This window comes from Paraclostridium bifermentans, assembly GCF_019916025.1.
GTDB classification, from domain to species: Bacteria; Bacillota; Clostridia; order Peptostreptococcales; family Peptostreptococcaceae; genus Paraclostridium; species Paraclostridium bifermentans.
In genome coordinates, this window is sequence record NZ_CP079737.1 from 2942716 (window position 1) to 2968925 (window position 26210).

26 protein-coding genes are annotated in these 26210 nt (G+C 28.1%); 4 read left to right on the top strand and 22 right to left on the bottom strand.

Translation table 11 applies throughout. The annotated features are described in order from the left end of the window. Positions 1-28: 28 nt before the first annotated feature. The 3 genes from KXZ80_RS14190 to KXZ80_RS14200 all read right to left on the bottom strand — a co-directional run bounded on the left by KXZ80_RS14190 (position 29) and on the right by KXZ80_RS14200 (position 4291). Complete coding sequence (locus KXZ80_RS14190; RefSeq protein WP_021431690.1) at positions 29-1384, bottom strand: DUF3298 domain-containing protein; 1356 nt, start codon at positions 1382-1384, stop codon at positions 29-31. A gap of 162 nt (positions 1385-1546) precedes the next feature. Then, positions 1547-3205 (bottom strand): PTS transporter subunit EIIC, encoded by a 1659-nt coding sequence (locus KXZ80_RS14195; protein ID WP_021431689.1) that lies wholly within the window; start codon positions 3203-3205, stop codon positions 1547-1549. Between the two features lie 249 nt (positions 3206-3454). Continuing rightward, the gene (locus tag KXZ80_RS14200; protein ID WP_021431688.1) at positions 3455-4291 is read right to left on the bottom strand and encodes a PRD domain-containing protein; all 837 of its coding nucleotides are present in this window, start codon (positions 4289-4291) and stop codon (positions 3455-3457) included. 292 nt (positions 4292-4583) lie between these two features. Between KXZ80_RS14200 and fba the strand changes: the two genes are divergently transcribed. Beyond that, entirely contained in the window at positions 4584-5447 is an 864-nt protein-coding gene (gene fba, locus KXZ80_RS14205; RefSeq protein ID WP_021431687.1) for a class II fructose-1,6-bisphosphate aldolase, read from the top strand. Between the two features lie 56 nt (positions 5448-5503). On the opposite strand, the gene rlmD is transcribed toward fba, so the two are convergent. The 10 genes from rlmD to KXZ80_RS14255 form a co-directional block, all read right to left on the bottom strand. After that, positions 5504-6862: a 23S rRNA (uracil(1939)-C(5))-methyltransferase RlmD gene (rlmD, locus tag KXZ80_RS14210; protein ID WP_021431686.1), complete on the bottom strand. Its 1359-nt coding sequence runs from the start codon at positions 6860-6862 to the stop codon at positions 5504-5506. A 23-nt stretch (positions 6863-6885) separates the two neighbouring features. Next, positions 6886-7608, bottom strand: coding sequence for a pseudouridine synthase (locus KXZ80_RS14215; RefSeq protein WP_021428518.1), 723 nt, complete (start codon positions 7606-7608; stop codon positions 6886-6888). Positions 7609-7623: 15 nt separating this feature from the next. After that, positions 7624-7953 carry a DUF1904 domain-containing protein gene (locus KXZ80_RS14220; protein WP_021431685.1) on the bottom strand — a complete coding sequence of 110 codons (330 nt, stop codon included), beginning with the start codon at positions 7951-7953 and terminating at the stop codon, positions 7624-7626. Between the two features lie 148 nt (positions 7954-8101). Further along, on the bottom strand, positions 8102-8587 hold the full coding sequence (locus tag KXZ80_RS14225; RefSeq protein ID WP_021431684.1) for a hypothetical protein: 486 nt from the start codon (positions 8585-8587) through the stop codon (positions 8102-8104). Between the two features lie 23 nt (positions 8588-8610). Beyond that, a complete protein-coding gene (locus tag KXZ80_RS14230; RefSeq protein ID WP_021428469.1) occupies positions 8611-9171 on the bottom strand; it encodes a 5' nucleotidase, NT5C type in 561 nt (186 codons plus the stop codon). Positions 9172-9576: 405 nt separating this feature from the next. Beyond that, positions 9577-10368 (bottom strand): hypothetical protein, encoded by a 792-nt coding sequence (locus KXZ80_RS14235; protein ID WP_021431683.1) that lies wholly within the window; start codon positions 10366-10368, stop codon positions 9577-9579. A 72-nt stretch (positions 10369-10440) separates the two neighbouring features. Then, complete coding sequence (locus KXZ80_RS14240) at positions 10441-11133, bottom strand: metallophosphoesterase (RefSeq protein ID WP_021431682.1); 693 nt, start codon at positions 11131-11133, stop codon at positions 10441-10443. 199 nt (positions 11134-11332) lie between these two features. After that, the gene (locus KXZ80_RS14245; RefSeq protein ID WP_021428441.1) at positions 11333-12127 is read right to left on the bottom strand and encodes a GTP pyrophosphokinase; all 795 of its coding nucleotides are present in this window, start codon (positions 12125-12127) and stop codon (positions 11333-11335) included. Positions 12128-12185: 58 nt separating this feature from the next. Beyond that, a complete protein-coding gene (locus KXZ80_RS14250; protein ID WP_021431681.1) occupies positions 12186-13091 on the bottom strand; it encodes an MBL fold metallo-hydrolase in 906 nt (301 codons plus the stop codon). Positions 13092-13101: 10 nt separating this feature from the next. Next, positions 13102-13830, bottom strand: coding sequence for a YkgJ family cysteine cluster protein (locus KXZ80_RS14255; RefSeq protein WP_021431680.1), 729 nt, complete (start codon positions 13828-13830; stop codon positions 13102-13104). Between the two features lie 87 nt (positions 13831-13917). Here KXZ80_RS14255 and KXZ80_RS14260 point away from each other — a divergent pair, with 87 nt between their 5' ends. Together KXZ80_RS14260 and KXZ80_RS14265 are read left to right on the top strand one after the other, a co-directional pair. Then, the gene (locus tag KXZ80_RS14260) at positions 13918-14166 is read left to right on the top strand and encodes a hypothetical protein (RefSeq protein ID WP_021428389.1); all 249 of its coding nucleotides are present in this window, start codon (positions 13918-13920) and stop codon (positions 14164-14166) included. Positions 14167-14388: 222 nt separating this feature from the next. Beyond that, entirely contained in the window at positions 14389-14727 is a 339-nt protein-coding gene (locus KXZ80_RS14265) for a hypothetical protein (protein ID WP_021428442.1), read from the top strand. A 109-nt stretch (positions 14728-14836) separates the two neighbouring features. Here KXZ80_RS14265 and adhE read toward each other — a convergent pair whose 3' ends face one another. Then, positions 14837-17467 (bottom strand): bifunctional acetaldehyde-CoA/alcohol dehydrogenase, encoded by a 2631-nt coding sequence (gene adhE / locus KXZ80_RS14270; RefSeq protein ID WP_021431679.1) that lies wholly within the window; start codon positions 17465-17467, stop codon positions 14837-14839. A gap of 233 nt (positions 17468-17700) precedes the next feature. Beyond that, positions 17701-18303 carry a DUF4230 domain-containing protein gene (locus tag KXZ80_RS14275; protein WP_021428438.1) on the bottom strand — a complete coding sequence of 201 codons (603 nt, stop codon included), beginning with the start codon at positions 18301-18303 and terminating at the stop codon, positions 17701-17703. Between the two features lie 108 nt (positions 18304-18411). On the opposite strand from KXZ80_RS14275, the gene KXZ80_RS14280 reads away from it, so the two are divergent. Further along, a complete protein-coding gene (locus tag KXZ80_RS14280; RefSeq protein ID WP_021431678.1) occupies positions 18412-19359 on the top strand; it encodes a manganese-dependent inorganic pyrophosphatase in 948 nt (315 codons plus the stop codon). 37 nt (positions 19360-19396) lie between these two features. Here KXZ80_RS14280 and KXZ80_RS14285 read toward each other — a convergent pair whose 3' ends face one another. The 7 genes from KXZ80_RS14285 to KXZ80_RS14315 form a co-directional block, all read right to left on the bottom strand. Continuing rightward, positions 19397-20245, bottom strand: coding sequence for a MurR/RpiR family transcriptional regulator (locus tag KXZ80_RS14285; protein WP_021431677.1), 849 nt, complete (start codon positions 20243-20245; stop codon positions 19397-19399). A gap of 19 nt (positions 20246-20264) precedes the next feature. Then, a complete protein-coding gene (locus KXZ80_RS14290) occupies positions 20265-21152 on the bottom strand; it encodes an ROK family protein (RefSeq protein ID WP_021431676.1) in 888 nt (295 codons plus the stop codon). A 77-nt stretch (positions 21153-21229) separates the two neighbouring features. Then, positions 21230-21682, bottom strand: coding sequence for a YhcH/YjgK/YiaL family protein (locus KXZ80_RS14295; RefSeq protein ID WP_021431675.1), 453 nt, complete (start codon positions 21680-21682; stop codon positions 21230-21232). A 12-nt stretch (positions 21683-21694) separates the two neighbouring features. Further along, the gene (locus KXZ80_RS14300) at positions 21695-23200 is read right to left on the bottom strand and encodes a sodium:solute symporter (RefSeq protein WP_021431674.1); all 1506 of its coding nucleotides are present in this window, start codon (positions 23198-23200) and stop codon (positions 21695-21697) included. A 98-nt stretch (positions 23201-23298) separates the two neighbouring features. Next, entirely contained in the window at positions 23299-24168 is an 870-nt protein-coding gene (locus KXZ80_RS14305; RefSeq protein WP_021431673.1) for an N-acetylneuraminate lyase, read from the bottom strand. A 31-nt stretch (positions 24169-24199) separates the two neighbouring features. After that, positions 24200-24868, bottom strand: coding sequence for an N-acetylmannosamine-6-phosphate 2-epimerase (locus KXZ80_RS14310; protein WP_021431672.1), 669 nt, complete (start codon positions 24866-24868; stop codon positions 24200-24202). Between the two features lie 249 nt (positions 24869-25117). Then, the gene (locus tag KXZ80_RS14315; RefSeq protein ID WP_021431671.1) at positions 25118-26191 is read right to left on the bottom strand and encodes a uroporphyrinogen decarboxylase family protein; all 1074 of its coding nucleotides are present in this window, start codon (positions 26189-26191) and stop codon (positions 25118-25120) included. Positions 26192-26210: the final 19 nt, after the last annotated feature.

Genomic DNA, 26210 nt, shown 5'->3' on the forward strand with positions numbered 1-26210 from the left:
ATTTAAATAGTGTAGTAATATTACTACACTATTTAAATATATTTATATATTTTTCATTTAAAATGTGATTTATTTTATCTGCACTTATTCTAAACTCTGGAATTCCACCTGCAAAAGGAGCTATCTCATACAAATCAAAATATATAACTAACTTATCATCTTGAATGTAAAATTTTTGATTTTCAGAAATTGATTTAAAACTATACTCTTGTTTATTCTCTTTTATTTCATCCCTTATTAAACCATTTATAACCTTCTTATAATCTGAGTTTTCTTTAAATAAATCTTTTAAATTTAAGTTTTGTCCGTTTTCTATAAATATATTATAGGACCTATTCTCATAGTATCCATGAGCCCCTCCACTATATTGGTAAATTTTAATTAAAATACTTAGCATTGAATCACTATTTTTTTTAACATCAAAATCTACATTATATATATACGGAGTTATATATTCTTTAGGTGTATTTTTTAAAAAGTCTTTAGCTTCTTCTTCTACTTCAAAATATCCATTCATTATGTCATTTTTTATAAGTTCATTTATATTTTTTTCAATATTTTTATTTTCAGTTATTACGATTGGTACGTTTATTATGCTATTTATATACTCATTGTTTTTAGTTATAGTTTGAGTATCTATTTGTGCTACTATAGGATTTGTGTTTATATCTTTTATTTTATTATTAAATACTGTAACTGGAATTTTAAAATCATAAATGTTTTTCCTATTACTAATTTGGTATGGATTAAAATATACACATATACCTTCATTAGTTATATAGTAATTTGTATATTTATCTATTTTAATTTTATTTTTATCTATTTTAATATTTTTTTTATTAGCATCATTAATAATATAATTTTCTATTGTATCTTTATAATCTTGATTATTTTTCAAGAAGTTGTCTAGATATATTCTTTGTCCTGTTTTTAAATCAAATACATAACTATCTTTTATTCTTTCATATTTTTTATTTTTAATATATACATCTTTATATATAAGAATATTTAATACATTTTTATCTTCAAATACCACATGATAATTTATGTCTATTTTCTCGCCTCTATAATTTTTAGAAACATCTTTTTTTTGTTTTTTTAAATTAATAAATTCATTTATATTTTTTCTTATATATGTATTTATATATCTTTCTATATCTTTATCCTCATAGTCTACAACTGGCATATTTACATTAAATTTAAGTCCTCCATAATCAATACTACTTTTATCTGCTATTATCTTTACAGTTTTAAAACCTTGTATTATTGATGTTTTTATTTCATTGATACTCATATTTTCATTTAATTTTAAATTTATAAAAATAGCAGAAATTGATACAATTGTAATTATAATTAAGGATATAATCTTTTTTATATTTACCATAGTATATATTCCTCCTGTTGCATAATATATAGTATGTGATTTATAAGTAAAAAATATTATACCTATATTTTGTAATACAATTTATTTTTCTTAATTTACTAACAAACATATACTTTTTTAAGCATAAAAAAAGCCTTAAAGTTAAACTTTAAGGCTTTTTATTTATCTTCCTAATATTTTATTAATTTGTTGTTTGTATGCGTCAGCTTTAGCTCCGTATATAACTTGGATTCCTTTACCAACTTCCATAACCCCAACAGCACCAAGTTCTTTAAATCTAGTTTTTTGAACTTTAGAAGTATCTTTTACTTCAACTCTTAGTCTAGTTATACATGCATCTACAGAAACTATATTTTCAGCTCCTCCTAATGCCTCTAAAACATATGGTGCATTTTCTTCTATTTCACTATTAGCTGATTTCCCACCTTTTTCTGCTTGATAATCAGCTTTTGTATATAATTTTGTTTCTTCTTCATTTTCATCTCTACCTGGAGTTTTTAAGTTTAATTTAAGTATTAAAGTCTTGAATAAGAAGTAGTAAACTACTGCATATACAGCTCCTACCATTATAACTCTTAACCAGTTAGTTGGAACTCCTGCTCCTGCTGGAAGTATTCCGAATAATGCGAAGTCTATAAATCCTCCAGAGAATGTCATTCCTATAAATACATTTAATACATCCATTAATAAGAATGAAATACCTGCAAGTATACAGTGAACTCCATATAAAACTGGTGCAACAAATAAGAATGTAAATTCTAATGGTTCAGTTATACCTGTTAAGAAAGATGTAACTGCTGCTGATAATAATAAACTTCCAACAACTTTTTTCTTACTTGGAGCAGCTGTATGATACATTGCTAATGCTGCTGCAGGTAATCCAAACATCATGAATGGGAATTTACCAGCCATAAATCTTGTTGTTCCTGCTACTATTCTTGACATAGTTTCTGGTGAAGCTCCTACTAAATCCTGCATACTTCCTAATTGTGCAAAGTATGCATAGTTTGCACCTTGAACTGTTTGCCAAGCTCCATCTATTAAAACGTGACCATCAACAAAAGAACCAAACCAGAATGGTGTATAGAATACATGGTGTAATCCAAATGGTATTAATGATCTTTCTATAACTCCGTAGAAGAATGTTCCTACTGCACCTGCATTGTTAACTCCTAATGCTATAAATGCTATTCCATCTTGAACAAATGGCCAAACAAATGCAAGTATTCCACCTACAATTGCCATAGCTATTGAAACTACTATTGGAACAAATCTTGATCCTGAGAAGAATCCTATAACTTGTGGTAATTGTATATTGTAATATTTATTGTGTAAAGTAGATGTAACTATACCAGTTATAATACCACCAAATACAGACATATTAAGTGTGTATATACCTAATGTTGTAGTTACATATGTTGCATACTGAGCTGGAGTGCTATCTGGAGTTATAACTCCTAATTGTGTAACTCCTAATCCAAGTAATACACCTATAACTTTATTCATTATTAAGAATCCAAATACTGAAGCAAGTGCTGATGTACCTTTATCCTCTTTTGCAAGTCCTACTGCTGTACCAACTGCAAATAATAGAGGTAAGTTTCCAAATACTATATCTCCTACACCTTGCATTATCTGTAAAATTACTGTTACTGCAGGTATAGATACAAATGCTATTAGTGGTTGGTATATAGCTGGCGCATTTTGTAATGCTGCTATATTAAGAAGTGCTCCACCAACTCCTAATAATATCCCTGCAACAGGTAATGCTGCTATTGGAAGCATTATTGCTTTACCTATTCTTTGTAAAAATTGAAGCATATTATAATTCCTCCTTAATTTTTTAGTATGACTAATCAAATTAAATTTAAATTAACATTTTATACATATTACTATGATAAATAAAAAAGAGCTAAAATATTCATATTTTTACGTATTATAAAATAATCGTATAAATACAAATATATTAGCTCTTGCCTGCTTTACCAGTAACACGCTCATTTATTAAGTATATGTTAATTATAGCATCTAATTTAAACTTTGTAAACAGTTTCCCGACTTTTTTCTACATTATTTTTTTGTTTTTGTTATTAGTCTATCAATGTGTAGTGTAATGAATCCTATTTCATTTTCACTTAGCTTTATATCATAATTTTCATTTAAATAATTGCATAATGTTTCAGATATATTGTATGAGTTCTTTAACTTTTCCTTTATATGATCTAATAACATATTTTCTTCTGAAATTCCTTTTACAGCTCTATTTATAGCTAGCCTTAAATGTATTATCAGCCTATTATAATATATAGAATCTTTGCATATATTTATACCTAATTCTTTTTCTAAAAAATCAATAGCTTCTTTAATTATTATAGCTTGCTTAGCACTATCAACAACTTTTGTTTTATTTAATATTCCATTTATATGCATCGTTACAAACGCAACTTCATCTTCTGTTAAATTTATACCTAGTGCTCTATTTATAAAATCAATTATATCTTTAGCTAAATCCCACTCATATTCATATAGAGTTTTTAATTCTGCCTTAAATTGATTTTCTAAATATATATTGTCAAAGTATCTTTCTATAGCAAATACTAAGTGGTCTAACAATGCCATATGAGATTTATCATTCATATCCACATTTATACTATTATCTAATATAGATAAACTTTCTGTGGCAACACCAATATAGGTTGGATTTATAGAGTTATATAATTCTTCTATATTTTTATATCTATCTTCATTTATAACAAATATTTTTTCAATTTTATTAGTATCTTTAAAAATTGAATTTACAGTTGCCTTAAATCCAATTCCACTTCCTACTAAAATGTACTCTTTATTTTGATTTTCTTCTACGCATAAGATAACATTATTATTGAAGCTCTTTATAATTTTGTACATATATGCCCTCCTAACTATAGACTATGTGAGAGTTGAATTAAATATGGTTTTCCCATATATAAATATACAATATTTCATACTTTAAGTATACCTGTTTATTTATAATTAATCGCTAAATTTACATAATATTAAATATTTTTATAAAACTTTTTTTATCCAAAACAAAAATCTAATTTAATATTTTATTTTCATTTTTGTCCTTTTAGGGTATAATATGCATTAGGTATATACATAACTTTTTAACAATCTTGTTATTGTTATTAAAGTTAATTTTCTTATGGAGGTTTTTAATATGTTAGTTTCAGCTAAAGAAATGTTAAACAAAGCTAGAGAAGGTAAATATGCTGTTGGTCAATTCAACATAAATAACTTAGAGTGGACTAAAGCAGTATTACTTACAGCTCAGGAAAACAATTCTCCAGTTATACTAGGGGTATCTGAAGGTGCTGGTAAGTACATGGGTGGATATAAAACTATAGTTGGTATGGTTAATGGAATGTTAGAAGAATTAAATATAACAGTTCCAGTAGCTCTACATTTAGATCATGGTAGTTATGAAGGAGCATTAAAAGTAATAGAAGCAGGATTCTCTTCTGTAATGTTTGATGGTTCTCATTATTCTATTGAAGAAAATATAGAAAAAACAAAAGAAGTAATAAAAATAGCAAATGCTAAGGGGATATCTGTAGAAGCAGAAGTTGGTTCTATAGGTGGAGAAGAAGATGGTGTTGTTGGTGCTGGTGAAATAGCTGACCCTAATGAATGTAAGTTAATAGCTGATTTAGGTGTTGATATGTTAGCAGCTGGTATAGGAAACATACATGGTCAATATCCAGAAAATTGGGCTGGATTAAACTTTGATGCTTTAGAAGCTATAAACAATGTTACAGGAGACATGCCATTAGTTTTACATGGTGGAACAGGTATACCTGCTGATATGATAAAAAAAGCTATATCTTTAGGTGTTTCTAAAATAAACGTTAATACAGAGTGTCAATTAGCTTTCGCTGCTGCTACTCGTAAATATATAGAAGAAGGAAAAGACCTACAAGGTAAAGGTTTTGACCCTCGTAAAGTTTTAGCTCCAGGATTTGAAGCTATAAAAGCTACTGTTAAAGAGAAAATGGAATTATTCGGTTCTATAAACAAAGCTTAATATATAAATTGAAAGCTATCTCACAAATTGAGATAGCTTTTTTTATTTATATTATTTTAATTTTTCTTATATAATTTTACAATTGTTTCAACATGAGGAGTATTTGGGAACATGTCCATGCATTTAACCTTTTCTACCTCATATCCATATTTTTTAAACTCTACTAAGTCTAATACTAAAGTTTTTGGATTACAAGATATATAAACTATTTCTTTAGAATCAAATTTTGATATATCTCTTATAGCATCTTTATGAACTCCTGGTCTTGGTGGATCTACTATTATTATATCTGGCTTAGCTTTTAATTTATTAACTGTTTTAGCTACATCACCTGCTATAAATTCACAATTTGTTAAGTTGTTTAACTTTGCATTTTTATTTGCAGCTTCAACAGCTTCCTCTATAATCTCTATACCATAAACTTTTTTAGCTTTCTCAGCCATAACTTGTCCTATTGTTCCAGTCCCACTATATAAGTCAAATACTACTTTATCATTATGTTCCCCGACAAACTCTCTAGCTATTTTGTATAATTCTTCAGCACCTTTAGTGTTTGTTTGGAAGAATGAGAATGGAGATATTTTAAATTTAAGACCTAAAAGTTCCTCTTGTATATAATCTCTTCCATGTAAAACTATTAGTTCATCGCAATTAACTGCATCTGCTAACCCGTCATTTATTGTGTGTAATATACTTACTAAATCAGCTTTTAAGTCTAAGTTTAGAAGCATATCTTTATATTCTGTCATGTCGAAATCTTCTTGAGATGATGTAACGATGTTAACCATCATTTCATTTGTGTTTATACCTTTTCTTACTACAAGATTTCTTAAATAACCTTTATGACTCATGTTTCTGTAATAAGGTGTATTCTTTTCGTTAAAATATTCTACTGTAGATGTTAAAACATTTATAAAGTCATTGTCTACTAAAAAACATCCATCAACAGTTAAAATATCAATATGCTTTCCTTTTTTGTGTAATCCTAAAGTTAATGGTCCATCTTTCATTTCATCCCCGAAAGTATACTCCATTTTGTTTCTATATTCTTTAGTTTGAGGGCTTTGCTCGATACCTTGGAAGTTAAATCCAAATATATCTTGCTCTAAAAATAAATCCATTACTTGTCTTTCTTTTATTTCTAATTGTTTTTCATAAGGTACAGATAAAATACTACATCCACCACATACGTTAAAATGCTTGCATGGTGTTTCAGTCTCTAGTGGTGAACTTTCTAAAAGTTCCATCATTTTTACTTCCGCTTTTCCACTTTTAGTTTTTTTAACTGAAGCCTTAACTTTTTGTCCAGTTATGCCGCCTTTCATATATATGTCTCTATTTCCTAAACGACTTACTGACGTTCCTCCAAATTCCATTTTATCTATCTCAAATTCTATGATATCTCTTCTTTTCACTCTTTAATCCTCCGTATACAAAATTATCTTTCTTCTATTAATTTAACTTCTTCTTCTGTTAATTCTCTATATTCTCCCAACTCTAAACTTTCATCTAAATTTAGTTTTCCCATAGAAAGTCTCTTTAAGTACGTAACTTTTTTGTCTACACTTTCAAACATCCTTTTTACTTGATGAAACTTGCCTTCATGTATAGTAAGTTCTATTTTAGATACGTCTCCGCTTTCAAGAATAATAAGTTCTGCTGGCATAGTTTTATAGCCATCATCTAATATTACGCCTTCTTTAAAAGCTTTTATATCATCTTCTGTTACAACTCCATCAATTTCTGCAAAGTAAGTTTTAGGAACATGACTCTTTGGTGATAAAACCCTATGTGATAATTGTCCATCATTAGTTAATACTAATAACCCCTCAGTATCCTTGTCTAACCTTCCTACTGGAAACGGTTCAAATGCTAATGATTTCTTATCTATTAAATCTAAAACTATAGGATCATGTTTATCAAAAGTAGCTGATATATATCCATCTGGTTTGTTTAACATTAAGTATATAAATTCTTTATATTCTATAGTTTCTCCATCAAAATTTATGATATCTTTATCCGTATCAACTTGAAGACCCGGGTTATTTTCTATTTTACCATTTACTTTAACTAGTCCGTTTTTGCAATCTCTCTTTATTTCAGCTCTACTTCCATAGCCTAGGTTAGAAAGTACTTTATCTAATCGTTGTTTTTTAGCCATAATCTGTACCTTCCTTTAAAAATGTTCTCCATTTTCATAATACTTTTCTTTCTCAAAAACTGTAAAAGCTAAATCCATACTTTCTACATCTAAATTATTTCTTATACTATCAGTTATAATTTTAGCAACTACATCTTGAACTTCCTGTCCTCTATCAAACCATGCAACTTCTACAAAAGGGTATATATCTGCAATCTTCCCATCTCTTATAGCAACTGACTTTATACACTCTATTTCAAAATAATCTCTTGGACATTTAACTGCTTCAACTAATTTATCTATCATATTCTCGCTTATTTTACATACATCAGTTTCATTTATTCCTCTTATTTTTATTTGTGGCATCCCATTTCCATCCTTTCTTTTATTTTTATTCATCTTATTTTATAGGTATTATTATACTTTTAATTTTTCATTATTACAATTTATATTCTTTTACATTAAAATGGGGGTGTCTTAAATGTTTTTATTTAAGGCATCCCCAAAACTATTTTTAGCTATAAAATTTAGAATCTCCATTTAATTGTTTTTTTCCTATTAAATCAGTCAAGCTAGTAAGTGATGCAATGCTTATATCTTTAAAGCTTATTACAAACACCAACTTAAAATCTGTAAATGTTTCATCTATACTATACACATTAAAAAAGCATCTTATATCATCATTTAAATACTGTTCTCTTAAATCCGACTCAATTTCATCTGTAATATCTTTTACAAAAGCTCTTACATCTTCAAATAATATTTGAAATTCTTCTACAGTAGCTTCTTCACCTAGCTCTTCAAGTAGTTCATTAATCTCTTCTACTGAAAACATACTATCATCTAACTGACAATCAAATGCCATTATGCTGTCTTCTTTTATATCTTTAGATATATCTTGAACACTAATAAAGTCTTCACGTTCACTTAACATGTGTTTTATATCTTTACTTTTTATACTTATTGTTTGTTTTTTATTATTTATTTTAACTTCTAACAACTATCTAGCCCCCCACTTTAAGTTTATTGGAGACTTAATATAAATGCCTTTATATCATCCCAATTTTTTACTCTTATTATATTTTCATTTTCAATATTCTTGTTATAATTATTGTCTAATAATAATACAGTTAATCCTTCAGATGCCAATTGTTCAGCATTACTTGGATTATCTTCTATAAATATATTACATTCTAATTCTTTTGCTTTACTAACTTTGTAATCACTTCCTAATAAGTGTACATCTATATATCCTAAATCATTATCAGATAGCCATCCTGTAGTTATATCCTTCAATATCTCACTTCTAGCTGTAACAAAGTACAAATTATGATTTTCATTTAATTCCTTTATAACTTCTTTAGCTCCATCTACAACATTAGCTTCTTTGTAAGCATGTATGAAATCAGTGTGGAATGATTGTAATAAATCATCTAGTTCAACTTGATATAATTCTTCTAACTTATGTGTTACACAATCTTCTTCTGTTATTTTTTTATTGTACATATCATTTAAGTACGGAATAAAATGATATGGATTAGTTATCGTTCCATCTATATCTATGCATATATTTAACTTTCCCATTTTTACCTCCAAATAAAACTTTATATTATTGTAGTTAACACATTATAACATACTAGATATTATAAATCAAAATAACACTATTTAGTATATGTTTGTGTTTTAAAAAAATTCACTTTGGTTACTTATATGTCTAAATAATCTATACTTCTAAGCGTAAAAAATTCACTTCGTTCATATCGCTCAAATTCCATGTCGTCAACGTCCACTCGGTAAACTCGTGTCCCGTTACTCAAACGACTTCGTCCGTTGCTCAAAAAGCTTTTTTACGCTCAAAGTATATAATCTTGGTATAAATAACTTTTATAGGTTATCTACACTTTTTAGTAAGTATCCTCTTCTTAAGCGTAAAAAAAGCTTGTACAATACAAGCTTTTTATGTTCTACGTTAAACATTATATCAAATTTCTATAAACTTTTTATTGTATCTACAAAATTTTTAATTTCCTTATCAGATAAGCTAAGATATTCTTTTATCTGACTTATATACTTTAAGTTTTTTGTTTTTAACATTGTTTGTGCACATTCCATAGCTTTGCCCCTTAAAATATAAGCCTTTTGTACACATATTTTAGAATATTCTAATTGGTTAGTAGCATCTTCATTAGAAAGTTTAGGCACTTCCATGTCTTCATAAGTTTGCACTACTTCATCACACATTTCTTTAGCATATTCAACATCTTTTTTAGCTTTGTTTATAGTGTTAACATTTATATCTAAATTTTTAGTATTTGGAAGGCATTCCCTCATAGGTACTAATGCTTTTCTTTCTATTTTATATATTTCACTTTTAAAGTTTTGTACTGTCTCTTTATCACTTTTTTGCATAGATACACTATCTACTTCATTTGTATTAGATTCTTCTTTCTTAGAATCATTTTCTGTATTTGATGATTGCTTTTCACTATTTTCAACTTTCTTAGTTTCTTTTAACTCCGATTGTTTAGCTTCTATTTTTTCATTTCTATATTTGCTTTCTTGGTTATCTTCATACTGTTCATTAAAAGCATAACTTCTATATTCTAAAATTTCTTCTATTTTATTTATCGTACTTATATATATGTTACAGATTACTATAACAGTGGCAACTACTACATACATACCTCCATATATACTCGCCCTTTTAAAATCTTCTTTGTTTTTAAATAAGATCCATAAAGGCAATATATATAAAAGTAAAATTACTAATGCCCATCTCACATTAACAACTCCTTTACCTAAAGTTTATATTTCAGGTTTGATATATTAATAGTATTTACCATATTTTATTAATTAATCCATAATTTTTATCAAATTAAAATCTACATAATCACAAGATACCAAATTATATTCAACTTCATTTCTAATTCCCTTTAATCCCATTTTAAATGATTCTTTTCCATGTAAATGCCCATATACCACTTTTGCAACTCCGTAAGACTCATATATTTCTGTAAATAAAGATGGATCTAATTTATCATTAGTCGGTGGGTAATGTGTTATAACTATTATCTTTTTAAATCCAGCCTTCTTAGCTGCATCTAAAGAAAGTTTTAGTCTATGAGCTTCTCTTTTATAAATTTTTTCATCATCTTCTGTAAATTTAACATCATTAGGGCATATCCATCCTCTAGTTCCACAAATTGCATATTCTTCATATTGATAAAAGTTATTTTGTAAGAAACTCATATCATCATATAATTTATTTAATTTTGCTACTGTCGTCCACCAATAATCATGGTTTCCTTTTACATATATCTTTTTTCCAGGAAGATTATGTATTATATTTAAATCTTCTTCTGCCTCGTTCATATTTATAGCCCAAGATGTATCTCCAACAATTAATACTGTATCTTCTTCATTAACTTTACTTTTCCAACTATTAATTATCTTCTCTTCGTGATTGTCCCAGTTATCTCCAAATATGTTCATAGGCTTATTAACAGCAGTTGAAAAATGTAAATCTCCTATTGCATATAAACTCATGTTAATGTCCTTTCTAAATTATATTTGATTTTCTTAAGCGTAAAATTCGCTTTGCTCATGTCGCTAACGACTTCGTCCGTTGCTCAAAAACTTTTTTACGCTCAAAACATATAATATTGATATAAATAAGTGTTATAGATTTTCCATATATTTTTAATAATCATAATTTTCTTAAGCGTAAAAAAAAGAAGCGAGATTACTACCCTCTTCTTTTTTTATTATACCCTTCTAAAAGGGTATCTATCTCATTTTTTAAAGCTAGTATTTCAGTTATATCTCTTTCCGTATCAATCCTATCTAATCTTCTTTGATATACTATAGCTTTATGAGTTTCACCTAAATCGTAAAGCTCTTGTATTTTTCCTAAAACATCTCTAACCGTTATAGATTTAACTTGATACATAACTTGAGCTTTCATTATATGCTCTCTAATTTCGCTCATCTCTTGATCTAGTAAAAATGCTGCATCAGCCGCTCTTCTCAATCTCATAGCTAAATCCTCTGGTATATAGTGTTCATATTTATATTTTAAAGAATGCTCTATCGTAGCCCAAAAGTTCATAGCTAGAGTTCTTATTTGAATTTCACATAGAATTTCTTTATATCCTAACGCAGTGTTTATAGGATATCTTATTATTACGTGGTAACTTCTATATCCACTATCTTTAAAGTTTTCAATATAATCCTTTTCGTAGACTATCTCCATATCATTTCTTGATTTTATAAGATCTACTATAGTATATATATCTTCAACGAATTGGCACATTATCCTTATTCCAGCTATATCTTCCATATCTTCCAAATTAGCAATATCTAGCCTCTTTGCTTTTGATATTATAGATGAAATTTTTTTAGTTCTTCCTGTTACAAACTCTATAGGAGAATACTCTCCTCTTTTTAGAAACTCTTTTCTTGTATTTTTAAATTTAACTTTCAGTTCTTCCACAGCGTGTTCATAAGGAACAAGTATCTTATCCCACTTTTCGTATTCCATTATTTCTCACCCTTTATTTTCAGATTTGTCAACTTCTATATTTTAACATAAATTATATTCATTTTGTATAATAAAGAACATCTCCATCTTCTATAAAATATTTAATTTCACCTAATTTATTTAGGTAACTTATCATTCCAACCAACGTTGACTTAAAGAAGTGATATTCCTTGTAATTATAACTTAAATTATTTTCATTCAATATAATTTTCAAAATAGACTCTAAGCTTGTAGGCTCTTTCATTATATTTCTTATTTGATTTAAATATTTATTTACTGACTCTCTATGTTTATTTAATAAGTCTAATGTTTCAAATTTATCTAACTCTTTTTTACAATGACCCAACACAGCATATTCAAAGTCTATTGTCTGTAATAAATCCAATGAATTTAAATATGCTTCTACATCAAATATGAATAATAAATCAAACTTATATAAAAGTTCCTCGCCTACCAGCATGTCTCCTAAAAAAAGTACCTTGTCTTTAGTTAGCACTCCTATTGAACCAGCTGTATGGCCTTTTAAATCAATTATTTCTATATATTCGCCATTTATATGTAATTTTCCTGGTTTTATGGTCCTATCTATACTTACATTTTTCATATTTTTACTCATTAATATATTATCAAAAAATTCATTAGTATTTCCACCCATTATATATGTAGAAAATAAGATAGGATTATCTATATACAACTTTGAATAGAAACTAGACATATTTACTAAATTAGGGTATTTTTCTTTAAATTGATATCCCGCTCCATAGTGATCATTGTGTTCATGCGTATTTATCATCCATTTTATGGTTATTCCTTCTTTTTCTAAATCTCTAATTATATTTCTAGGTCTAACACCTGGAAGCCCTGGATCTATAATCAAAGCACTTTTGTCACTAAACACATAAACCCCAGTGTTTGTTCCTCCTCTTATGTAAAAAGAGTTTCCTTTTATATTTTTAAATCTCATTAGAATCACCTTACAATACTATTGTTTTTAATCTATCTAAAGCACACTTTCTTACGCTCTCATCTTTTGATACTCTTATTTTTATATTATAAGCTGTATCTTCGTATAATAATGATTCTATAAAATACTCTACGATACCTCTATCCTTGAATTCTATATTCATTATTCCTTTTGAATAAATTTTCGAATCTAATACCATCATAGAATCTGCAAAGTTAAGTCTTTCATCTTTTCTCAAATATCTATTGTTTGGTTTAAATGATTCACAGTAATTTATTTTAAAATTCACAACATCATTATTAATTTCAAATTTATATTTATCTTTTATTAAAGATGCATACTCTTTATTTCTATTACTTATATTTTCTAAGTTTGAGTTATAGTCTTCTTTTGTCCAGTGTCCATATATTCTGCAATTTAAAGGTCTCACTTCATAAATTAAGCATCTATTATTTTCATCTTTAAATGGACAAGGACTCTTTTTTAAATATTCTAAGAAATAATAATCTATAACCTTACTCAAACATTTTTTTCTTAAATCTTCATCAAGGCTTAAATAATGGTATATATTTATAAATTCAATTAAATTTATACCTACTGATTCCATACAACAATTACCACACCCTGTACAATTTCCATTAGGTACAGATTCATATACTTTATTTAACTCATCTATTAACTTATTTTCTTTTGCAAAATTTATGCTTTTCTCTATATCAATCTTTTTTAGGCTAGCCATTATTAATACTCCTTGTTATAATTATTAGGTTAATACAAACACTTATTATAACATATTTTTTCGAAACTTATTAGGAGGTACTTTTATATGAATAGATATACAAAAGTTATAAATATGATGGAAAGTTACTATACAAAAGATTATGAAAAGAAGAAAAAAAACGTAACTAAAGTTAGGGAAGTAAGAGAAGATACTGTTAGAAAATTCTTCTTACAAGGTGATTGCGAAGTTTTAGTAATATTAGAAGATAGCGGCAGAGAAATACTATTAGATGACTTTTCTTCAGAAGAAGATATAAAGAAATACTTAGGCCCTAAATTTATAAATAAAAAATAATTCTTTCTCCCTAAAATTTTAGGGAGTTTTTTTGATTTTTGTGTTATAAAACTCAAAATTGAGGTAATAATATAATATATAAATATTTAAACAATATTTAACTCAATCTCCCCAATTGTGAGCTTTCGTTCCCCCGATGAAAGCTCTTTTTTATTATAATATTGATATTTAAAATTTTTGGAGTATAATAGTTTATTAATAACTATTAAGGAGTTGTTGTTTATGATTAAAATAGGAAATTTAAATTTAGATACAGAATTTGACTATAGAATTATAAGAGAGGAAGATAACGATATAGACTTATTTATTGATATTAATTATAGAAGCTTAGATATAGATTGTGGAGATAGTAGCATTTTCTTTGCATCAAGGTTACAATTTCCATTCGTTAGATCAATAATACTTAGATTCAATAAATTAAATAATTTAATGACAGTACATCTTATGAGAGATATTGATTTATTCTCTGCATTCGCAAACTTTGAAATTGATTACTCAAATTCAAGTATATCTATTAAAAACGATAAAGAAAAAGTAATTTTTACTAAACAAGCACTATAATTGTAAATAAATAAGGGGGCCTTAATAGGCCCCTTTATTTATTACTTATACTCAAAGTATAGTATACCATTCTCTACTAGTCAATTTGTTTTCTGAAAATTCTCATTTCTTATTTTTTATCAACTTTTCCAAATGCAGTTAAGTATATATCTTTTAATTCTGATACAAGTGGATATCTTGGATTAGCTGGTGTGCATTGATCATCAAATGCATCTAAAGCTAACTTATCAACTGCAGCTTCAAAATCTTTTCCACTTACTCCACATTCAGCAATTGTTCTTGGTATATTAAGTTCAACTAATAATTTATTTACAGCATCTATTAAACTAGCAACGCCCTCTTCTGTAGTTTTAGCTTTTAACCCTACGTATCTTGCTATTTCAGCATACTTCTTATCAGCTACAAATGATTTATATTTAGGGAATGCTGAGAACTTAGTTGGTTTAGTTGCATTATATCTTATAACATATGGTAATAATATTGCATTAGATCTACCATGTGATATATGGAATTCTGATCCTAATTTATGAGCTAATGAGTGATTTATTCCTAAGAATGCATTTGCAAATGCCATACCTGCCATACATGATGCATTGTGCATTTTTTCTCTTGCCTCTTTGTCACCACCATCTTTATATGCTCTTGGAAGATATTCAAATACCATTTGTATAGCTTTTATAGCTAATGCATCTGTATAGTCTGTAGCCATTACTGACACATACGCTTCTATTGCATGAGTTAATACGTCTACTCCTGTATCTGCTGTAACAGCTTTAGGAACTGTCATAACAAAGTTAGGATCTATTATTGCTATATCTGGAGTTAGCTCATAATCTGCTAAAGGATATTTTACGTTATTAACTTTATCTGTTACTACTGCAAAAGATGTAACTTCTGAACCTGTTCCTGAAGTTGTAGGTATAGCTACCATTTTTGCCTGTCTTCCTAATTTAGGGAACTTAAATACTCTTTTTCTTATATCCATAAATCTTAGTCTTAAATCATCAAAGTTCACTTCAGAATTTTCATAGAATAACCACATACCTTTAGCTGCATCCATTGATGATCCTCCACCTAAAGCTATTATAGTATCCGGTTTAAATTGTCTCATAACATTTGCCCCATTTAATACTGTATCTACTGATGGATCTGGTTCTACATCTGAAAATACTTCTATCATAACTGGGTTGTTTCTCTTTCTTAAATGATAAGTTAATTTATCTACATATCCTAATTGAACCATCATTCTATCTGTAACTATCATTACTCTATTAGTATCTGCCATTTTCTCTAAATAGCTAACTGATCCAAATTCATGGTAAACTCTCTCTGGTATTCTAAACCATTGCATATTATTTCTTCTCATAGTAACTTTTTTAATGTTTATTAAGTTTACTGCTGATACATTGTCTGTTGTTGAGTTATTACCCATAGATCCACATCCTAACGTTAATGATGGCATATTTACATTATATATATCACCTATTGCTCCATGAGTTGAAGGTGCATTTACAAGTAATCTACCTGTTCTAACCTTTTTCCCAAACTCTAGTATTATATCGTCGCTATTTGAATGTATAACTGCAGAGTGTCCAAGACCACCAAATTCTGTCATTTCTACACATTTTTGTATTCCTTCTTTATATCCTTTTACTTTATAACAAGCTAAGACTGGACTTAATTTTTCTTTAGATAATGGATAATCATATCCAACTCCTTCAAGTTCAGCAACTAATATTTTTGCATTTTTAGGTGCATTCTTTATATCTGCCATTTGAGCTATTTTATAAGCACTTTGTCCTACTATGTCAGCATTTATTGTGCAACTCTCTTTGTTTATAACTAATCCTTCTAATAATTCTTTTTCTTCTTTATTTACGAAATAGCAATCATAAGATTTCATTAATCCTACCACTTCATCATAAATTTCTTCATCTATTATTACAGCTTGTTCTGATGCACATATCATTCCGTTATCAAATGTTTTTGACAATATTAAATCATTTACTGCTTGTTTTGCATCAGCTGTTTTTTCTATATAACATGGTACGTTCCCTGCTCCTACTCCTAAAGCTGGTTTTCCAGAAGAGTATGCAGCTTTAACCATACCTGGTCCCCCTGTTGCTAATATTAATGACACTCCATCATTTTTCATTAAAGCGTTTGAAGCTTCAATTGATGGCTCTTCTATCCATTGAATACAATCTTTTGGTGCTCCTGCTGCTATAGCTGCATCTCTAACTATTTTAGCAGCTTCAGATGAAGACTTTTGAGCTGATGGATGGAAGCTAAATATAATTGGATTTCTACTTTTCATAGCTATTATAGATTTAAACATAGTTGTTGAAGTTGGGTTTGTTACAGGAGTAACTCCTGCTATAACACCTATAGGTTCTGCTATTAACTTATAATTTTCTTCTTCATTTTCCTCTATAACACCAACTGTTTTTTTGTACTTTATACTATTATAAACGTACTCAGTTGCAAATATGTTTTTAGTTACTTTATCTTCAAAAACTCCCCTTTTAGTTTCGTCTACAGCAAGTTGAGCAAGTTCTATATGTTTATCAAGACCTTTCATTGCCATTTCTTTAACAATCTTATCTACAGCTTCTTGATCTAATTTCAGCATCTCAGCTTTAGCTATATTAGCTTTTTTAACTAAATCATTAACCTTTTCAGTTGCTGTGATTTCTTTTGAACCATTCATATTCACTACCTTTTTAGCTTCTTTAGTCATTTTAAAATCCTCCCAAGATATTAGTTGATTTATATCAATGTTAGTTAATTAACAAACTTTATGTTTATATAATATATCCTAAGAAAACAATTGTCAATAATTTTTCGTTAATTTTTTATCTATTCGTTAAAATATTTTTTAAAATGAATTTTAAAAGTCTATTTTCATGTAATTTTTTGTATAAAAAAAGCTATTGATTATTAAATCGACAGCTTTTTTATAGATCCCAATTACTATTCTTTAAAATTTATAATAACTTCTTTATATCCTAAATTTTTTAGATTGCCTTCTAAATTTTTCTTTATACTAATTTTAACTTCCTCTAAAAACCCTTCATCTATAACTTTCTTTTCATATTCTTTCTTGCTATTAGATAGTTCTTTTAAAACCTCATTTACCTCAACTCTATTGAATAGTGCATTTTTCACATCATATATATATACATTTTCTTCATCTATATAGTGTTCTATTATCCCCCACTTATTAATGTTTATAGTTATTGAATTTCTTGTGTTGTTTGCAATTGTTATGTCTTTTAAGTTTACTCCACCCTTTACTATACCATTGTACTTTATAATAAAAGATTTTTCTGTGAATGGGATTTTAATATTTTTAAAGCTTTTATCCTTAGTAATAGTAACTATATTGCTATAATTGTACTTAGAAGTTGAAAGTTCTGCTACTTTTTCTATTGTATTTAATACCTTAGATGTGTCCTGTGGTGGTTTTTCGGAAAAAATTAGTCTTGATGAAATTATCCCTCCTATTAAAATACCTATAAATATAAACAGTATTAAAAGTTTATTCTTATTAATTTTTTTGTGTTTTTGTAGCAAATTTTTCCCTCCTTTTGATATAATATAAGCTACGATTAAAGTTTTTAATTTTGTTAACTTAAGAAAAATTAATCCATAAATTTTTTTAAATATGAAAGGAGATTTAAAATGACTTTATTAGTTTTCGGTCATAAAAACCCAGATACAGATTCTATCTGTTCATCAATATCATTAACATACTTAAAAAATCAATTAGGAAATACAGCTAAAGCTTACGCTTTAGGTGAAGTAAGAAAAGAAGCTCAGTACGTTTTAGACTACTTCAAAGTTGAGGCTCCAACTGTATTATCTTCTATATCAAATATATGCAAGGATGATGCTAACTTAGTACTAGAAGGTAAGCCTCAAGTTGTACTAGTAGACCATAATGAGTACGGACAAAGCATAGATGGTTTAGAAGATGCTGAATTAGTTGAAGTAGTTGATCATCATAAATTAGGAGGAATGCAAACTTCTACTCCTTTATCAATGAGATTAATGCCAGTTGGATGTACTTGTACAATAATAACTCAAATGTTTAAGGAAAATAATATAGAAGTACCTTATGAGATAGCTGGATTATTAATGTCTGCTATACTATCAGATACTTTATTATTCAAATCTCCAACAACTACAGATATGGACAAAAAAGCTGTTGAAGAATTAAATAAAATAGTTAAAGTAGATGTTGAAAAATATGCTATGGATATGTTTAAAGCTGGTTCTTCATTAGATGGATTTACAGTTGAAGAAATAGTAAATATGGATTTCAAACCTTTTGATATGGAAGGTAAAAAAGTTGGTATAGGACAAGTATTTACTTTAGATATAGATGCTGTTCTTAATAAGCAAGATGAATTCTTAAACTATATAAACAGTACTGATTTTGATATGTTAGTATTGGCTGTTACAGATATAATAAAAGAAGGATCTTATCTAATATACAAAGCTGAAGATAAAATAATATCTGATGCATTTGGTGTTAATGCTTCTCAAGGAGTATTTGTTGAAGGAGCTGTTTCTAGAAAGAAACAATTAGTTCCAAATTTAACAGAAGCTGTTAAGAAAAACATATAATAAAAAAGGAGTATCCTTAGATACTCCTTTTTTATTATTATTTTTTTAAAGATTTTATTGCATTAGTAGTTTTAATTTTCATGTCTATTGCTTCATTAAACTTTTCCTTAACAACTTGAGTATAAATTAAATCTATTAAAAATATTTGAGCAAGCTTAGATGATATAGATCCTGTTTCTAACAATGTTTCTTCTGATATATACTCAAGATGAATATCTGAAGTACTCTTTAAACTTGATTCTTTCTTTTTAGTAATAGATATTATATCTACTTCATTTTGTTTTGCCATTTCAACAGTCTTTATAATTTCTTCAGTTTCTCCTGAATGCGATATAGCTATTACCAAATCCCCTTTTTGCATTATAGATGCCATCATTATCATAGTATGACTACTATCAAAACTTAAACAGTTTAATCCTATTCTCATAAATTTATAATTAGAATCTTGAGCTATTATTCCAGAGTACCCTATTCCTATAAAATAAATTCTTTTTGCATTTATTATTAATTGGGCACTTTTATGAATCTCAGAACCATTTATAATATCTACTGTACTTTCTAATGTACTTATGTTTGTAGCTAATAGTTTTTTCGCAGTGTCAATTACAGGTTCATTATTTTCTATATTGCTATTTATTATATTTCTACTTTTACTTAAACTTGATATTTCTTGTGCTAAAGTAACTTTGAAATCTTGTAACCCACTAAATCCCATTTTTTTTGAAAATCTAGTTATTGTAGCTTCCCCTATATTGCTTTCTTTTGCAATTTGAGAAATAGGTTTATAAAAAACATCTTCTATATTATTTTTAATATACTCTATAAGTATTTTATCTGATTTTGTAACTTTAAAATTAGGTGCCTCTAAGTTTTCTAAAATTCCCATAAGTAAAACCTCTGTTCATTTATTTTTTATTTAAAAAATTATATAATGCTCCTATCATACCTGCATCATTTTGTCTTTTAGCAAATTCGATTCTAGTATTTTCATATATAGTTTTTATAAGTTCTTTTCTTAACGCCTCTTTTATCTTAGGCTTTAAAAACTGTTCTTGAGCCATTATTCCGCCTCCTAAAATTATTACTTCAGGATTTATTACATATGATAAATTTGCTATTCCAATTGCTAATGATTTTATCATATAATCAATTTCTTTTAAACAATCTTGATCTTTATTTTTCGCCATATCAAATATCATTTTGCCATTTATATTTTCTTCTGCAATATTTTTTAACCTTGCAACTCTTTTAACCAAGCTTGTTGTAGATGCTACATTTTGAAAATCCTCTCCATTTATTTTCATATAGCCTATTTCCCCTGCACTATTGCTAAAACCATGAATTAGTTCGTTATTAATAATTATGCAGCCTCCAATACCTGTTCCTATAGTTAAACAAACCGAAGAAGATGCTCCTTTTCCAGCCCCTAACCACATCTCACCTAAGCCTGCACAATTGACATCATTCTCTACTTCACACCTTATATTAAACTCTCTTTCAACTTCTTTTTTAATTTCCATACCTGTATATCCAGGTATTAAGTGCTCTAAAGCAAATAAAATCTTACCATCTTTTGGATCTACCATACCTGCGGTAGATATACAAACAGCTTCTACTTCATAATTTTTTAAATATTTACTAATTATGTATTTTATTTTTTCAAATATACCTTGACCTCCTTCTTTCAATGCATTGGTATCCATGTTTCCTTTTTCTATTATAATTCCAGTCTCTCTTAAAATACCATATTTTATAGATGTTCCACCTATATCTATACAAATAAATTTTTTCATGCCTATACTCCTATATAAATATAATTTTTAAAATAAAGCACATTAGGGAGGGTATTAAGCTACCCTCCCTCTTCAAACTACTTTAAACGAACTTTAAATATAGCTTTTTTTATACTACTTTTTTTATTGACCTTTATAGCTGTCATATGAGCATCTTCCTGATAGCAAACTAAAAAATCTCCTTCTTCTAATTTTATAGACCCCGTTGGCTCCCCTTCTAACGGTAAAAAGTCTTCTTTTTCTTGATAATCTTTTTGAACTAAATTTTCAATAAAACCAACATCTATTATTTCGCTTCCTTCAAGCATAAGATGTATATCTATATATTTTTTATGAGCTTCCCAAAATCTTTGCTCTTTTCCACAAGTTTCATATTCTACTATATTTACAAATATATTATCACCATCTAATTGATAACTCCCTTTATCAAATTCAGATAATGCATTTTTTTTAGCATATTCAAAACAAACCTTTAGATCGTCTTCAATTTTTGAATACGTTTTCTCATGTTTTATATTTCCAAATATCATTATAAAGTCCTCCTAATTAGATTCATAGTAAACTGTTGACTCAGACTTAACATCATTAGATTTATTAGTTACTTTCAATTGTATCATACTAGATATTTGACCTACTACAACTGAAGTTGTTATTGTTATAAGAGAATATGCCCAAGAACTAACTTCTGGAACATTATATTTTAAGTAAACAACTATTATAGCTGATACTACAAACCCAGCATATGCTCCAAACTTTGTAGCATTTTTACAAAATGCTCCTAGTACGAATATACCTGCTAATACACCTAATACTAATCCCATAAAACTATTAAACCATTCATATGCTGACTTTATTTCTCCATTTGCTAATACTATAGAGATCCCTATTGATAGTATTCCTACTCCAAGAGATATGTATTGTGCAATTTTTGTTTGCTTTTCAAAACTCATGTCTTTGCTAATTAGAGTTTGTATATCTAATGTCCAACTTGTTGCAACTGAGTTAAGACCAGTTGATAAAGTAGATTGACTCGCTGCATAAATTGCCGCTAATAATATTCCCGTTACTCCAACTGGCAATTGATATGCTATATATGAAGCAAAAATTTGATCTTGCTTAACTGTTTGTGCAAGTTCTGGATTTTGATTATAGAATATAAATAAACAAGTTCCAATTAAGAAAAATACCGTTGCTAAACCTATTGATAATACACCATTTCCGTAAGTCATCTTTTTTAATTGCTTCAAGTCTGTTGTAGTTGTAAATCTCTGTACTATATCTTGACTTGATACATAAGATGAGAATGTATTAAGCCCTGCTCCTACAAATATTATAAAAACACTCGTCTTTAATATGTTAGGATCAAATAAAACATCGTTTTGACCTAAGAATTTTTCTCCTGTTGCTAATGTATCAACAACAGTTCCAAATCCACCTTGTATATTCGATATTAAGAAAAATAGAGTACCTGTTACTCCGACTATAAGTACTACCCCTTGTATAAAATCTGTCCATAAAACTGACTTTAACCCACCTGTGTATGAATAAATAATCGCTATTACACCCATAACTATTATAAGTACATTTACTGATATACCAGTAAGATCTGCTAGTACTATTGATGGTAAGTACATAATTATAGACATTCTTCCTATTTGATATACGATAAACATTAATGCTCCTAAAACTCTAAGACCTTTACTTTGATATCTGATTTCTAAGTATTGGTATGCTGTATCTAAATCCAACCTACTATATAACGGTAAGAAAAATTTTATTGTTAGTGGTATTGCAATAAATATACCTAATTGTGCAAACCAAAGTATCCAAGTTCCTCCATAAGAATTACCCGCTAATGATAAGAATGAAATTGGACTTAATAATGTTGCGAAAATCGAAACTGAAGTAACCCACCAAGGAATAGTTCCATCACCTTTGAAGAATTCTTTTCCTTTCATCTCTTTTTTTGAAAAATGAAGTCCAGCTAGTAATACTGCCAATAAGTAAACTACTAGTATTGCAAAATCTATCATTGTAAAACCAACCATAGTATTGTGCCCTCCTTATAATTTCAGTTATATAAATTAAATTTTAAGGGATTGCAAGTTATTAGCTTATAATCCCTTATTTATTTTAAATTTTAACTTTATTTAAAGTATTTATTGTTAATCTCTTTTGCCTTTGCTATCATTTCATTTGTAGCTTCTTTCATAGGTTGTCTACAATATCCAGCTTCCACACCTTGTTCCTCAAGTATAGCTTTTATTGTCTGATATAATCCATTGTTTAATATATCTGTTATTAAATCATTAGTTATATGTTGTATCTCTAGAGCTTCTGCTACTTTTCCTTCTTTAGCTAACTCAAATATTTGTCTTGCTCTAACTCCATTTACATTAAATGTAGAACCTATAGCTCCATCAACTCCAAGTACAGTAGCTGGTAACATCATTTCATCAAATCCAGCATATATTAGTTTGTCTGGGAATCTTTTTCTCATTCTTTCTAATAAGTAAAAGTCTGCTGCTGTAAATTTAACTCCTATTATTTTTTCATTTTCAAATAATTCACCAAATTGGTCTAAACTCATATTAACACCAGTTAAAAATGGTATTGAATATATTATTAATTTATTATCTACTGAATTTATTATTGTTTCATAATAATGTTTTATTTCTTGGAAATCAAATTTGTAATAAAATGGTGTAACAGCGCTTATTGCATCATATCCCAAATCAGTAGTAAATTTAGCAAGCTCTACAGCTTCTTTTAAATTAACAGATCCTACTTGAGCTATTAATTTTACATCATTCTTAGCTTCATCTTTAGCTATCTCAAAGATTCTCTTTTTCTCATCCGTAGATAACATAAAGTTCTCTCCTGTAGATCCCCCTACATAAAGTCCATCTATTTTACAATTATCTATATTGTGTCTTACTATTTGTCTTAAGCCCTTTTCATTTATATTTCCTTCTTTATCAAATGATACTAATAATGCTGAGTATATTCCTTTCATTATGCTTTCCTCCAGTATTTTAATAATATTTTTATATGTTTATTGCATTTGCAAATTTTGCTGTAATAATTTGAGGTCTTGTAATTGCGGACCCTACAACTGCTGAATATACACCTGTTTTATAAGCTTCCTGTAAATCTTGAGGAGTATTTATCCTTCCTTCGGCAACAATAGGTATATGTAAATTCTCAACAAGTGTTCTCATCAATTCAAAATCAGGTCCATCTATACTTTTGGTGTACGAAGTATAACCTGACAATGTAGTGGATATACAATCTACACCTAACTCTTGAGCATTTACTCCCTCCTCGTAATTGGATATATCCGCCATAATTAAAATATTTTTACTTTTTATATAATCGATAAGATCTTTTAAATTTTCATTATTAGGCCTTTTACGATTAGTTGCATCTATTGCTATCATTTCACATCCACTTGTTAAAAGTTCATCTATTTCCTTCTTTGTAGGAGTTATATATATTTCTGAATCTTTATAGTTCCTCTTTATAATTCCTACAACAGGAAGCGATGTTGCTTTTTTAATTTCTTTTATATCTTCAACCCCTTGAGCTCTAATTGCTACAGCTCCACCTTCTTTAGCTGCACTAGCCATTTTACCCATTACAAATGGGCTATGTAGCGGTTCATCTTCTAAAGCTTGGCATGATACTATCAGTTTATTTTTAATAATATCTAACATTTCTACATCTCCATTTTGAAATTTATTTTCTTTTTATGTTTTAATAATACCATGCAAACTTTTTCCTTGCAATATTTTTTCATATTTTCCTAATATTTTTTTGTTATCAAGCTGTTTCAAACTAATCCCATTGCATTTTTGAAAATAAATTTCATTTCAAAGAAATTTATTTTCAAAACTATCAATTTAATGTAAATAGACAAAATAAAAAAAGGTAGAAAATTTTCTACCTTTTTTTATTTTATATATTTAATTTATACTTTCTCCCATTTTTATTCCCCTACTATATTTCTTAGTAGCTTCTGTAACGGCTTTTATATTTTCAATTGGAGCTCCTGCAGGTATATCACAGCCAGAAGCTACTATATATCCATTAGGACTATCACTAGCTTTTCCTATACATTCCTTAACACTTGAGTATACATCATCTATAGATCCATTTCTTACTATTGATACAGGATCTATATTTCCTATTATACACATTTTATCTCCAATTACATTTTTAAGAAGCTCTATATCTTCACAATTATCTACACTGAATGCAGATAAATTCATATCTGCAATATCTTTCCAAATACCTTTTGTTTTTCCACAAATATGTAATGTTGTTTTCTGTCCAGTAATTTTATAAATTCCATTTATAGTTTTTTCAAGATATGGTTTTGCAAATTCTCGAAACTGTTTCGGACTTATTAAATCAGCTGAAGATATTGGATCTCCAATTCCACAAACTAGTCCATAACGTTCATATACTTCTTTTGCATAAGCTAAATTGCACTCTGTCATTAAATCTAATAATTTATGTAAGTTTTCTTTATCCTTAATCATATCTCTAACTAAATTTGTAGTACCTCTAACAGCTGAAGCTGCACTAATCGGACCTGATACCCCACTTCCGATACTTACTTCTTTTCCTAATTCTTTTTTTATTTTTCCTAAAGAATCCAGTATTATTGGTAATCTTCCATCCTTTAATGGATTTACTATATCCATGTGCTGTAACATTTTGTAATCCTTTAATGCTGGTTCGATTAAATGTGATGCCCTATCTGAATTATATCCCATTTTACTTCCAAACGCTTCACCCATACCTCTTAGCGTAACATTGATTCCAGCACTCTCTACTCCAAGTTCCCTTACTATATATTTTTCAGCTTCTAACATTTTGTCAGAATCAAAATAATATTCTTCTACATCTATACCTGCATAAACCGCTGCAGTTTCCTCAAACATTAAACTACACGGTAATCTATCTACCCTTTCCCCTCTAAAGTACGCAGCTTTTCTTTCAATTGCATTCATTTCATCTTTATAATCGCTCATAATCAGTTCCCCTTTATCT